Source organism: Candidatus Magnetobacterium casense, assembly GCF_019173545.1.
Lineage (GTDB): Bacteria > Nitrospirota > Thermodesulfovibrionia > Thermodesulfovibrionales > Magnetobacteriaceae > Magnetobacterium > Magnetobacterium cryptolimnobacter.
Map to the genome: position 1 here is coordinate 1 of NZ_JABXWD010000072.1, position 12,335 is coordinate 12,335.

11 protein-coding genes are annotated in these 12,335 nt (G+C 48.1%); 9 read left to right on the forward strand and 2 right to left on the reverse strand.

The window, feature by feature from the left end; translation table 11 throughout:
* Positions 1-192: 192 nt before the first annotated feature.
* From HWQ67_RS05775 to HWQ67_RS05795, 5 genes are all read left to right on the forward strand, one after another.
* Positions 193-1,086, forward strand: coding sequence for a universal stress protein (locus HWQ67_RS05775; protein ID WP_218251703.1), 894 nt, complete (start codon positions 193-195; stop codon positions 1,084-1,086).
* 129 nt (positions 1,087-1,215) lie between these two features.
* Complete coding sequence (locus HWQ67_RS05780) at positions 1,216-2,691, forward strand: sensor histidine kinase (RefSeq protein ID WP_218251704.1); 1,476 nt, start codon at positions 1,216-1,218, stop codon at positions 2,689-2,691.
* 392 nt (positions 2,692-3,083) lie between these two features.
* Positions 3,084-3,272, forward strand: a complete 189-nt coding sequence (locus HWQ67_RS05785) for a hypothetical protein (RefSeq protein WP_218251705.1) — start codon at positions 3,084-3,086, stop codon at positions 3,270-3,272.
* The gene (locus HWQ67_RS05790; protein WP_218251706.1) at positions 3,259-3,684 is read left to right on the forward strand and encodes a PIN domain-containing protein; all 426 of its coding nucleotides are present in this window, start codon (positions 3,259-3,261) and stop codon (positions 3,682-3,684) included. Before HWQ67_RS05785 ends, HWQ67_RS05790 begins: the two co-directional genes overlap by 14 nt.
* Before the next feature lie 9 nt (positions 3,685-3,693).
* On the forward strand, positions 3,694-5,097 hold the full coding sequence (locus tag HWQ67_RS05795; protein ID WP_218251707.1) for a sigma-54-dependent transcriptional regulator: 1,404 nt from the start codon (positions 3,694-3,696) through the stop codon (positions 5,095-5,097).
* Between the two features lie 179 nt (positions 5,098-5,276).
* Here HWQ67_RS05795 and HWQ67_RS05800 read toward each other — a convergent pair whose 3' ends face one another.
* Positions 5,277-6,290: a flagellin gene (locus HWQ67_RS05800; RefSeq protein WP_218251708.1), complete on the reverse strand. Its 1,014-nt coding sequence runs from the start codon at positions 6,288-6,290 to the stop codon at positions 5,277-5,279.
* 423 nt (positions 6,291-6,713) lie between these two features.
* On the opposite strand from HWQ67_RS05800, the gene HWQ67_RS05805 reads away from it, so the two are divergent.
* Together HWQ67_RS05805 and HWQ67_RS05810 are read left to right on the forward strand one after the other, a co-directional pair.
* Positions 6,714-7,928 (forward strand): response regulator, encoded by a 1,215-nt coding sequence (locus tag HWQ67_RS05805; protein WP_218251709.1) that lies wholly within the window; start codon positions 6,714-6,716, stop codon positions 7,926-7,928.
* A gap of 74 nt (positions 7,929-8,002) precedes the next feature.
* Entirely contained in the window at positions 8,003-8,401 is a 399-nt protein-coding gene (locus tag HWQ67_RS05810) for a response regulator (RefSeq protein ID WP_040333766.1), read from the forward strand.
* 202 nt (positions 8,402-8,603) lie between these two features.
* Here the strand turns inward: HWQ67_RS05810 and HWQ67_RS05815 are convergent, their stop codons facing one another.
* Entirely contained in the window at positions 8,604-9,044 is a 441-nt protein-coding gene (locus tag HWQ67_RS05815) for a hypothetical protein (protein WP_218251710.1), read from the reverse strand.
* A gap of 238 nt (positions 9,045-9,282) precedes the next feature.
* Here HWQ67_RS05815 and HWQ67_RS05820 point away from each other — a divergent pair, with 238 nt between their 5' ends.
* A complete protein-coding gene (locus tag HWQ67_RS05820) occupies positions 9,283-10,389 on the forward strand; it encodes an FG-GAP repeat domain-containing protein (RefSeq protein ID WP_218251711.1) in 1,107 nt (368 codons plus the stop codon).
* 406 nt (positions 10,390-10,795) lie between these two features.
* Entirely contained in the window at positions 10,796-12,055 is a 1,260-nt protein-coding gene (gene leuC, locus HWQ67_RS05825; RefSeq protein ID WP_040333764.1) for a 3-isopropylmalate dehydratase large subunit, read from the forward strand.
* The last annotated feature ends 280 nt before the right edge of the window (positions 12,056-12,335 follow it).

The window sequence follows — 12,335 nt, forward strand, 5'->3', positions numbered from 1 at the left end:
ACTCCATTCAAACGTGGTCATGTTGCTGCCGCATAGTAACAATGCCATATTATGAAGGGATAAAAGTGCCTTAAATACTGGTAACCACGGTTGATTGTGGTGCTACCGGCAATTTTGATACCCGAAAAAACTCGAATCCGATCAGTATAGTGATGTATAAAAATTGAATATTGTGTCTTTTCTTATGATCCTATGAAGATACTGGTGCCGGTTGATGGCTCAGGTGATGCCTATAATACGCTGAGGGGAGCTTGCACTTTGGCCCTGCGTATGGGCTACAGCGTGGTAGCGTTTCACGTGGACAGGTCGGAGCTTTATACTCCGGAGTTTTCGAAATGGTATACGGTTCAGAGGCGGATCGAAACGGAGTTTGACATGTTGGCCAGGGAGGTAATCAGGAGGTCCTACGGCATTGGCAGTGAGCTGGGTGTTGGTATGGAGGTGGTGATGTCAGTCGGTGAGCCGGCAAGTGAGATACTGGCCTATGCCGGTGAAAACGGCGTCGTAAAACTCATTGCAATGAGTTATGGGGCATTGACAGGGGCAACAGAGAGGCTGATTGAGGGTGTGACAAAGACCGTAATCCTGCAGCAGGACAAGCCCGTCCTGGTCAGCAGCAACACGATGACAATAAGCAGCATCCTGGTAGTCATAGAGGATGTCAATGACACCGGCAGCAGTCACGGGGCAATGGTGAAACATGCCGGGATGTTGGCGAGGGCATTCAGGGCACGGGTTGGGATAATGTCTCTGGTACCTGATCTTTTTGCCATTGCCGTTGACTATGGACACATTGGCGAGGTCCCGTACATAAAGTCCCGTAAGAGTTTCAGGCGCTTTGAAAATATATACAGACAGCGCACACGGACAATCGCATCAGAGGCCACACAGCTCATTGCAGCCATAGACGCTACCATCCCCGTGACGACAAAGGAGACAGACGAGGCAGACGAGGTCATTGCCGAGGCACACAACTACGGTCTGATCGTCATCCACCCCAAACAAAAAGCCGCCGACAATACGTTGACGGATATATCTAAGACCCTGCTTAACAGCCGCTCGTTAAGCACGCTCTTTGTACCGTAAGGGGGCTCAAAGGGGCTGTCGATTCCGTGACTGCAACAAAAAACATTTACATGTTATGCACTTCTATGTTATAAGTAAATATGCAACAGGAGACAATATGGACAGGCAATCCGTAGCATTATCACAGTGATGCGACAGTTAAAGTTACGTCAGCGGATATTTCTGAGCATGATGTCGCCGATCTTTATGGCCTTTGCCATTATCTTTGTCGAGCTTCAGGGGCTAAACGATATATATCACAAGGTGCTGATCATAGAGAAGGTAGACGATATATACCTGACGTTTATGATGGCTCGCAGGTACGAAAAGAACATCCTGTTGTTTAAGGAAGAACATGAACACATAGCCCTGTTTACCGAAAGCATGAAGCAACTCAGAAGCAACATCGATGACATCAACTACGACTACATTGTTAAAGGTGAGAGGCGCCCCTTTTTAATCTTAAAGGACACCGTTGCACTCTACAACGGCGTTATGCAGAGCCTGATCCACGACAAGCAAGACAACAGGCAAGATGAAACACTCAAACAGATGCGCCACTATGCCAGAGAGATACAAAAGACCCTTGTAAACATCTCCAGGGCAGAGAGGGATGAGATAAACAACAAGATAGCACGTGCGAAACTGTCATTTGCCTTGTCTTTTGTCTTTATAGTGGCAGGTGTAATTGTTGTAAGTTATCTCCTGGCAAGGGGAATTATAAATACACTCAAGGAGATAGAACATGCCCTTGACAATATCACCGTAGACAACAACTCCGGCCACTACCTCGATATCGATGGCCCGCAGGAGATACGCTCTTTCATATCGGCCTACAATCGCACGATTGCCGACCTGACAACCGTGCGTGCTGCCTACACCAACACCATCAGGAAGCTCGAGGACGCCAACAACGAACTGATGCTCAAGCAGGATGAGATCATAGAAAAACGAAACATGGCGGCCATGCGTCTGCTCTCCTCGGAGATTGCACACGAAATAAACAATCCGCTTTCCTCCGTCATCTCAATGCTCTATATGTTTTACGAAGAGATACCAGAGTCCGATACCAAGAGAGAACTCGTAGAGTTGATGATAAAGGACACCAATCGTTGTCAAGTGCTGGTGCGTGAGCTGGCCGACTTTGCCAGACAGCAGCCCCTTAAGCTCAGGGAAGTCAATCCCTCCGATCTCATCACAGAGGCCGTGGAGGCCGTCAGGCGCAAGATAGGGACCAACATGCCTTATATCACAACCTATCTCGAGCAACTACCGCCGACAATTGTTGTTGACCAGGTGTTGCTAAGTCAGGTCTTTGTCAACATCCTCAACAATGCCTGCCAGTTTACGCCGGTTGATGGCATCATCCATATCCGTGGCTACACGACGGATACTCACGTGCTGTTTAGCATCAAGGACAGCGGCAGGGGCATACCTCCGGAGGTGATACCGAGTTTGTTTGAACCGTTTTTCTCAACGCGCAGAGACTCCGGTGGCACGGGGCTGGGGTTGACCATCTCAAAGAAGATCATCGACAGACACCGTGGCAGCATCAGCGTTGAGAGTGTCCTGGGCAGCGGCAGCGTCTTTAAGATCAAACTGCCGCTATCACAGGAGCCTGTGTAGGGGCATACGAAGAAAAACCACAACGTGATTAACCTCAATTCAGGCAATTATCATACCTCAAAAAAATCGTTTATAGCAAATTTCGATTGGATTAAATACAAAATAGGTGGCACTTTTATGGGGTCAAGGGGACTTCTTCGTGGCCGGGGCGGGTGCGACCCGCTGCGACAAGGTTGCGCCTCGCCCCTCCCCTTGCGGGGGGGTCTGAAGGGGCCAGGAGCGCATTGAGCCGGGGGGCGCTGCCCCCTCCTGGAGCGACAAAGAAGCGGAGCCGCCCCTTTCTTTCTTTTTTGAAACGTGCTATATATGTCATCACAGGATTTTTTACAGCAAAAAATCCTTTACATATCATGTGCTTATATGTTATAAATAGACATGAACCAGGAGAGAGTATGGAAAAACAAGATGTGATATTATCAGAGTTTGAATTCCCTAATGAGACCACTGAAAAAATAATTAACAAGGAATTAGGGTATCAGAGGGCAAGAGACAGACAAATAGCACTCATGAGGAAAGGCCTGTATCTGGGTACTGATGGCAAATTTTTGCCTGTAAGAGAAGAACTTCATGCAAGGGGGTAAGACATTTATAGATACAAATATTCTTGTCTATGCCTATGACAAAACCTCTGGCGCTAAATACACCAAAGCACTGGAAATAATAGAAGGACTTTGGATGTCAGGCAATGGCGTTATAAGCACTCAGGTGTTACAAGAGTTTTACGTAACAATAACTCGTAAAATAGCGACTCCTGTAGGTGTGCTACATGCGAAAGAAATAATAATGGATTATTTAGAATGGAAGACTATCATAGTGGATGGAGAGATCATATTAAATGCCATAGATATACAAGGTAAGTACAAATATTCATTCTGGGACTCTGTGATTATATCATCAGCCCTGAAAGCAGAGGCATCACTCTTGTTGACAGAAGACCTGTCAAACGGCCAAAATATCAAGAACACAGGAATTAGGAACCCCTTTGTGAGTTGAGGGAGTTATATGCAGATAAAGATACTCGTCGTGGATGACGAACTGAGCCTCTGTAAGACCCTGGAGATCATCCTGAGGAAGGAGGGCTATGACGTGGTGACCACACAGTTGGGGGTACATGCACTGTCGCTCATCTACGAGCAGGATTTTCATGTGATCTTCACCGACCTCAACCTGCCTGATGCCAGTGGTCTGGACATTATAACTGAGGCCAGAAAACGCATCCCCTGCCCGCAGGTGATCCTTATCACGGCCTTTGCCGGCATAGAGACGGCCGTGGATGCCATCAAACGTGGCGCCTACGATTACCTCACAAAACCCCTGTCTCCGGACAAGGTCAGGGTTACCACAAAGCGGGCGATAGAAAAGCTGACTCTAACCGAGCAGATAGATAACATTCGTCGGGAGGTTAGCCTGTGCTTTGGTTTTGACAACATGGTGGGCAAGAGTCAGTGCATGTACGAGTTGCGAAAGACGATCCTGTACGCTGCCAAGAGCACGGGCAGCGTGGTGATAACCGGTGAGTCGGGCACGGGCAAGGAGCTTGTGGCCAGGGCCATCCACTACAACTCCAATCGCAAGGACAACCCCTTTGTGCCCGTCAACTGTGCCGCCATATCAAAGGACCTCATAGAGTCGGAGCTGTTTGGATATGCAAAGGGGGCATTTACGGGAGCACTGCGGGACAAGGTCGGGTTCATAGAGCTTTCAGGCGGTGGCAGCCTGTTCCTGGATGAGATCGGAGAGACGGCACCGGATTTTCAGGTCAAACTCCTGCGTGTTATCCAAAACGGTGAATTTAACAGAGTGGGAGAGGCATCTTTCAAAAATGTGGATGCGCGCTTCATTGCTGCTACAAACAAAGACCTCAAAAAGGCCGTCAAAGAGGGAGCTTTCAGGGAAGACCTGTTTTACAGGCTGCACGTTATCTCCATACACCTTCCCCCGTTGCGCAAGAGACGTGAGGATATCCCGCTGCTGGCCGTTTACTTCCTGAACAAGTACCTGCAGAAGTATCCGGAAAAGGAGATCGGAGACCTGTCCACGGAGGCCGTTGAGACACTGATCAACTACGATTACCCTGGAAATGTCAGGGAACTGGAAAATGCCATCGAACATGCCATCATCTTTGGTCACGGTGAGCACATTACCGTTGATGCCTTGCCTGCAAGCATATCGGGGGCAGTCCGTGGTGGCAGAGAGACAGATCAGACGCCTAAGCCGACCCACAGAATCGGACTCATTAAACCCATGAAGATTGCCAAGTACGAGTTTGAACGAGACCTCATCACATCGGCACTGATACAGAGCGATGGCAATATATCAAAGGCGGCCAGACTCCTCGATATTCACAGGCAGAACCTCCAACTCAAAATCAAGGAATTCAACATAGACGTTGACTCCCTTAAGTGATAGTCATTGAGCAAGCGCACACATAGCCTCCAAACAATACCCCAAAAAAATCCCCGATGCATTGTCCTGACCGTGTCAGCCTTTGATGACTGTATGAGTTCTGTCAGGAATCTGTAAGGATAAAGGGGTGTTGGAGTCTTCCCTTTATCCTTATCGATGAGGTTGTTGGGGGGAGGGGGCTATTTTAGCAATTGCAGTACGTTTTGCGGGATAGAATTGGCCTGTGCCAGGACTGACATGCCGGCTTGCTGGAGTATCATAAACTTGGTCATGTTCGCCGTCTCTTGTGCAAAGTCAGCGTCTAATATCCTTGACCTTGCCGCATAGGTAGTCTCAAGGACGTTGTCGATGTTTCTGATAATCGCCTCGAACTGATTGGACTTGGCGCCCATCTTTGCTTTTTCGCTTATAACCGTGTTCATGGCCCCGTCACAAATTGCGATGGTGTTGGATGCCCGTGATGAAAACCCTGTGTAGCTGGTTGGGTCTGCAATCATTAGGGTGGCCATTCCCGTGTAGACTATTGGTGCGTTGGCCGTATCGCTCCAGGTAGGGGCTGCGCCGGAACTATCTCTGAAGGCATTGTCACCTACACCCACTACGCCGGTTGTAGTGGCCGTGTGAATATCGTACAGATACATCAATGCGCCATTTTTACCTGTCGGTGTAAATGTTGCACCGCCAAGGGCATCGGTGTTCAGGGACGCCAGTCTGAAAGAGATTGACGGGTCTGAGGCGGCATAGCTTACGTGTATGCGTGATGTAAATACACCGCTTAAGAGTTTTCTGTCGTTGAACTTGGCCTGTTCAGCCGTTCTGCCTATTTCCTCCACGAGGGCGTTGATCTCACTCTGCATAAATGAGACGTCAGTGACACCGTACTGACCACTCATCGCCTGCACGGCAAGTTCCCTGATCCTCTGAAGGTTGTTCACTATTTCATCCATGGCACCTTCTGCCGTCTGTGCCATCGATAAACCATCGGCTGCATTCCTGGTGGCGACCGTAAGACCTCTTATCTGTGTGGTCATCCTGGTGGAAATTGCCAGCCCTGCAGCGTCGTCCTTGGCAGAGTTGATGCGCAGACCGGATGACAGCCTCTGCATCGTCTCACTAAGGGGAGACTGCGTTTTTCTCAGATTTCTCTGAGCGTTGATTGACATGATGTTCGTGTTGATTGTAAATCCTGCCATATTACACCTCCATGTATTGTTTGAACTTAGATAATTTTATATCCATCTGTATAGCTTGCCTGTAACAACTTATTAACATAATAAAATACCTCAGTTAGTCTGTTATTCTACAGCCAGTTTAAAATAAACTGATTATTCTAAAGCAACTGTCGTGCCAGAACATAAACTCATGGAAGAATTCAGTTTGACACCCGCTTGCACTAAGGATAACCTGTTGCCGGAGACACCCCGGCGGGACATCCACGGTGATTGGACGGTGGCAGCTTGGGTGGAAATTTTTTTACGGTGTCAGGAAAATTTTTCTTTGTGCCTCCAGCAAGGTATGGTTGACATAAAGGGCAAAGACCTCATAAAATATACATACTCTGTATATGTGCAGGGTAGCTTTATAAAAACTGTTGTGGGAAAGGGATAACAACTGAATTGGTAAAAACCAGGATCATGGTTGTGGAGGACGAGTGGATTATAGCGACCAGCCTTAGAGAGATGCTTGAGGGGTTGGACTATGATGTGTGCTCGGTAGTCTTTAGTGGTGAGGATGCGGTAAAGAAGGCAGAGGATGAACGCCCTGACATAATCCTCATGGACATACTCCTGCGCGGGGAAATGGACGGTATAGAGGCGGCAGAGAATATAAGCGCATTTATGAATATACCCATTGTCTATCTGACTTCCTACACCGACGACAAGACCCTCCAGAGGGCAAAGGAGACAGACCCCTTCGGGTATATTATCAAACCGTTTGAAAAAAGGGAGTTGCGTATAATCATAGAGATGGCCCTGTATAAGCACAACATGGAAAGGAAGTTGAAGGAGAAGTCCAGGCAACTGGAGGAACTCAACAAGAATCTCGAGTCCAAGGTGAGAGATGAGATCGAAAAGGGTCGCAGGAAGGAACACATGCTGATACAGCAGTCAAAGCTGGCCGCAATGGGCGAAATGATGGTGGCCATATCGCACCAGTGGCGGCAGCCGTTAAACGTCATAGGGCTGCTCATCCAGGACCTCGAGGAGGCATACGAGTTCGGCGAAATAGACAAACAGTACATACAGAATATGTCCAGGGAGTCAATGGCGCAGTTGTCCTTTATGTCCAATACGATTACGGATTTTTACAATTTCTTCAAACCCAACAAGGACCAGGTCTCCTTTGATGTAAATCAGGCCATAGAGGACGTTATTTCGTTGGTGCACGTTCAATTGCAGAGCATGGACATCTATGTCCGCTCAACCGTTGTCTCCGATAATACTGTGGGCTTGGGTGCTGCAACAGGGCTTGTTATAAAGGGGTATCCCGGTGAGTTTCAGCAGGTTATACTCAACGTGCTCAATAACGCCAGGGATGCAATCCTGAAAAAACGCCAGGGTGGAGAGTTCACAACCAACAGCAGGGGCGACATAGACATCACTATATGCCGGGACAACAAAAAGGTCATTATAAAGATCAAAGACAATGGCCAGGGCATACCGGAAACTATTATCGACAGGGTTTTTGAGCCGTACTTTACAACGAGGGAAGACGGCATCGGTATTGGCCTGTATATGTCAAAGGTAATCATTGAAAGTCACATGGGCGGCAATTTATATGTCGAAAACACCGAAACCGGCGCCATGTTTACGATAGAGTTTAGAGGTTGAGATTTCCGTGGTTTAAGCTCTGCAAAACCATCAGGGAATTTATAGAATGCTTATGAAAAACCGGAGGTAAGTTAATGAAAGCGTTGGTCGTAGAAGACGAATTTAAGAGCAGAACGCTCTTACAGAGGATCCTTTCCCGATATGGGAACTGTGATGTGGCAATAAACGGAGAGGAGGCACTGGAGGCCTTCGTCCATGCCTGGAAGGATGGCGAACCCTATGACCTGATCTGTATGGACATAATGATGCCGGAGATGGATGGACAGCAGGCACTGAAGGACTTGCGCGAAATGGAAAAAAAAGCCGGAGTCGAACAACAATACGAGGTAAAGGTCATTATGACTACCGCCTATGACCTGCAAGAGGAAAAAAATGAGGCATTTGAGTGGGGATGTAACGATTATCTCGTGAAACCTATCGACAAGAACAAGCTGCTCGATATCTTACGCAAATACAAGCTAATTGAAGGGTAAACCACACAGAGATATCCCCTACGCTGCTCTCTGGAACTTGACTTAGAGGTTGTGGATTGAGCGGCTGTAGAGGCGCCTGTGTCACCTGTAGCTAAAAAAGAAGGGCATGTTTTATTGCTCTTAATGGCATAGCAATATTAGGCGCAGGTGGTTTGTCTTTCTTTTATAACTCCATCAAAAGTACGGCTATTACCATAATGAGTTAGAATTTATGCGTTCTTACAACATTCTTTTTCGCCGTTAATGGGTTTTCTTCTTCTTCCCTGTCAAGACAGCATATCCGTGTGATATAGTCCTCAACCTGAGACGATGTAAAAGGGATCAACAGTACACCGCAAACAGCCTTGGCGTCAATGACTTCTACTAGTTCATCCTTGGTGGTATCCGACGATACCAGTAACAGGGTATTGATTGCAGGGTTGTCTTGCTTGATCTTTATGGCCAACTCAAAGATGGAACGTTTTTCCATCACAGCATCCAGCATTAGCATGCAGCAGTCTTCCTCACGGCCCAGTGCCTCTTCAAGGTCTGCAGTCCTGCCAAAATACCTTACTTCCACCTGTTTGTTATATTCCTTAAATATAAGACTGAGTTGTTGATAAATAGACTTCCTACAACATACGAACATTTGCTTTACTGCCATATTGACCTCTCATCCTTAATTTTATAGTAAAACAGCAAACTCATATAGTAGCATCCTGTCTTGTTTTTATATTATGCAGGATTTCAATAAATTAATAAAAGGGGTCGATTTTTTTTTATATTTTTTCAGATACACCATAGACCATTGCTTATAAAGATTCTTTTGGATTGACACGGCGTGATTGTTTGTGCTAACCTGATTTAGTAAAAAACAGGCTCATAAAAAAAAGGAGGATTCTATGAAACAAGTGAGAATTAAGCATGTCAGGCATACACGGCGGTTGTCTATAAGATTTCTGTTGCTGTTTGTCTTAATGGTGTTAGCGGTTTTCAATCAGGGTATGGTTTTTGCCTCAAACTTCGGCAACGTCCCGGAGCCGGAGATATCCGACAACAGTCTCAAGTATGCCGATGCAGGCCATAGTGCTGCCATACCACCCAAATCTGGTAAGAGGGCAGACTTTAACGGTGACGGCAAGAGCGACATCCTCTGGCAGAACATCTCTACCGGCCAGGTAGTCATATGGATGCTGGATGATGACGAGATAGAAACAGGAGGCTCTCCGGCCACAGTGTCAGACCTGACATGGCAGATAAAGGGGGTGGGTGACTTTAACGGCAATGGCAAGAGCGATATCCTCTGGCAAAACACCTCCAGCGGTCAGATAATTATCTGGCTCATGGACGGAGACACAATAACCACTGGTGGTTCGCCCTCCACAGTCCCTGACCTGACATGGCAGATAAAGGGGGTGGCCGACTTCAATGCCGATGGCAAGAGCGATATCCTCTGGTACAACACCGTGACGGGCCAAGTGGCCATCTGGATAATGAATGGCACTGTCATTGTCAACGGTGGATTCCCTGGGATTGTGAGCGACTTGAACTGGCAAATTAAAACCACCGGTGACTTCGATGGCGATGGCAAGGCCGATATCCTCTGGCAAAACACTGCCAGTGGTCAAACTGTTGTCTGGCTTATGAATGGCACCGTGATACACGGTTCAGGCTCTCCGGGAAGTGCCGCATCTCAATGGCTGATAGTAGACACCGGTGACTTCGATGGCGATGGCAAGGCAGACATCCTCTGGCAAAACACTGCCAGTGGTCATACAGCCATCTGGTTTATGAATGGCTCAACGGTGGTCAACGGAGGTGTGGTCGCTGTGGTTGCAACCCCATGGCTGGCCAAAGGAGTGCGTGACTTCAACGGCGATGGCAAGGGAGATATCCTGTGGCAAAACCCATCTACCGGTGAGGTGGTCATCTGGTTTATGAACGCTGCAACAATTACCGGCGGCGGCTCACCTGGGACCATAAATTCACCCTGGCAGATAAAGTACTAACCACACACATCAAAAAAAACACTCCGTAGTTTAGTCGAATCCCCCTCCACCCCTATCACAGAGGGAGGAGGGGATTGCCAAAAACACACCTCAACATTAAAATCTTTCTAACCCGGAATACATTCACTACAGTGGTGCCGGCGTAAAAAATTTTGGTATCCTCTTTATATTTAATGGTAACTATGCTTTTATGCATCATGGATTCCTGGTCAAGCCAGGAATGACACACTTGGAAAACGCCTGTAACTGTCATTCCTGCGAAAGCAGGAATCCATGCCTTTTTAACCGTGAAAAAATTTTTTACCCTGCTTTTTAAAGAGGATACAAATTTTGCTTATAAACACTTCAGTCGATATGCTAAAATTAAGAGACTATGTTTTGTTTGTAACTATTTTGGAGGACATGTATGACTATCACAGAGAAGATTCTCGCTGCACACGCCGCAAAGCAGGAGGTTGAACGTGGAGAGCTGATCAACGCCAAGGTTGACCTGGTTTTGGCCAACGATATAACGGCTCCCATCGCTATCCAGGAGTTCCGAAAGATAGGGGCCAAGGGCGTCTTTGACAAGGACAGGGTGGTGTTTGTCTCCGACCACTTTGCCCCGCAGAAGGACATCAAGGCGGCAGAACAGTGCAAGGAACTCAAGGACTTTGCACGGGAGTACGACATGAGTCTGTTCTTTGACGTGGGCCGGATGGGGGTTGAACATGCCCTGCTGCCCGAGCAGGGATTGGTCGTTGCCGGAGACCTGGTCATTGGGGCAGACAGCCACACCTGTACGTATGGGGCATTGGGTGCGTTTTCCACGGGCGTGGGGTCCACCGACGTTGCTGCGGCCATGGCCAGTGGGCAGTGCTGGTTTAAGGTGCCCGAATCGATGAAGTTCGTCTATCACGGGAAGTTGAACAAGTGGGTCGGCGGTAAGGACCTGATCCTGCACACCATTGGCGATATCGGCGTGGATGGCGCCCTGTACATGGCAATGGAGTTTGAGGGTGAGGTGATAAGCGCCATGCCCATGCACCATCGCCTGACTATGTGCAACATGGCAATAGAGGCCGGCGGAAAAAGCGGCATAATCGTTCCCGATGACACCACGCGCGCATACCTCAATGACAGGGCCAAACGACCATGCACTTTTTACACCTCCGGCAAAGAGGCAACCTACTTCGACGTCAGAGACTACGACTGCTCACGGATACAACCAACCGTGGCATGCCCACACCTGCCCTCCAACGTGCGTCCGGCAAGCGAACTGACCAACGTGACCATTGACCAGGTGGTCATCGGTTCATGCACAAACGGTCGCCTCGAAGACCTCAGGGAGGCCGCAGCCGTTATAAAGGGTCGGAAGGTCAACACAAACGTTCGCCTCATTGTCATTCCCGCCACGCAGGCCATATACATGGAGGCCATGAGGGAAGGGCTACTGGAGGTGTTTATAGAAGCCGAGGCTGCGGTATCAACTCCAACGTGCGGCCCATGTCTGGGCGGGCACATGGGGATACTGGCAAAGGGGGAAAGGGCCATCGCCACCACCAACAGGAACTTTGTCGGCAGAATGGGACATCCACAGAGCGAAGTCTATCTGTCAAACCCGGCTGTGGCCGCTGCATCAGCCGTACTTGGAAGGATCGGACTGCCACAGGAACTGGGACTGTAAGACTCTACACATCTTTGATATCTTCTTTATATTTCATGGTAGCAAAAGAAAGAAAGGGGCGGCTCCGCCCCCCTTTAGAACCCCCTGCAAGGGGGCCAGCCCCCTTGACCCCATTATTTTGTCACTCAAATATCATGCCTTAAAAAACCTGCGTCATTTCAGTATACACATTTATTTTGACAATGTCATATTACAAACTATGCATATAAAGATGTCTGAACCACGATTTAACGGATTAAGGGATTATCAGGATTTGTGTTAAAGAAGACCTCATGTCTTT

Excerpts from the sequence above, each read along its gene's own strand:
- HWQ67_RS05780 (WP_218251704.1), top strand. The coding sequence starts at position 1,216 with ATGCGACAGTTAAAGTTACGTCAGCGGATATTTCTGAGCATGATGTCG.
- leuC (WP_040333764.1), top strand. The coding sequence starts at position 10,796 with ATGACTATCACAGAGAAGATTCTCGCTGCACACGCCGCAAAGCAGGAG.
- HWQ67_RS05775 (WP_218251703.1), top strand. The coding sequence starts at position 193 with ATGAAGATACTGGTGCCGGTTGATGGCTCAGGTGATGCCTATAATACG.
- HWQ67_RS05795 (WP_218251707.1), top strand. The coding sequence starts at position 3,694 with ATGCAGATAAAGATACTCGTCGTGGATGACGAACTGAGCCTCTGTAAG.
- HWQ67_RS05785 (WP_218251705.1), top strand. The coding sequence starts at position 3,084 with ATGGAAAAACAAGATGTGATATTATCAGAGTTTGAATTCCCTAATGAG.
- HWQ67_RS05790 (WP_218251706.1), top strand. The coding sequence starts at position 3,259 with ATGCAAGGGGGTAAGACATTTATAGATACAAATATTCTTGTCTATGCC.
- HWQ67_RS05815 (WP_218251710.1), bottom strand. The coding sequence starts at position 9,044 with ATGGCAGTAAAGCAAATGTTCGTATGTTGTAGGAAGTCTATTTATCAA.
- HWQ67_RS05810 (WP_040333766.1), top strand. The coding sequence starts at position 8,003 with ATGAAAGCGTTGGTCGTAGAAGACGAATTTAAGAGCAGAACGCTCTTA.
- HWQ67_RS05820 (WP_218251711.1), top strand. The coding sequence starts at position 9,283 with ATGAAACAAGTGAGAATTAAGCATGTCAGGCATACACGGCGGTTGTCT.
- HWQ67_RS05800 (WP_218251708.1), bottom strand. The coding sequence starts at position 6,290 with ATGGCAGGATTTACAATCAACACGAACATCATGTCAATCAACGCTCAG.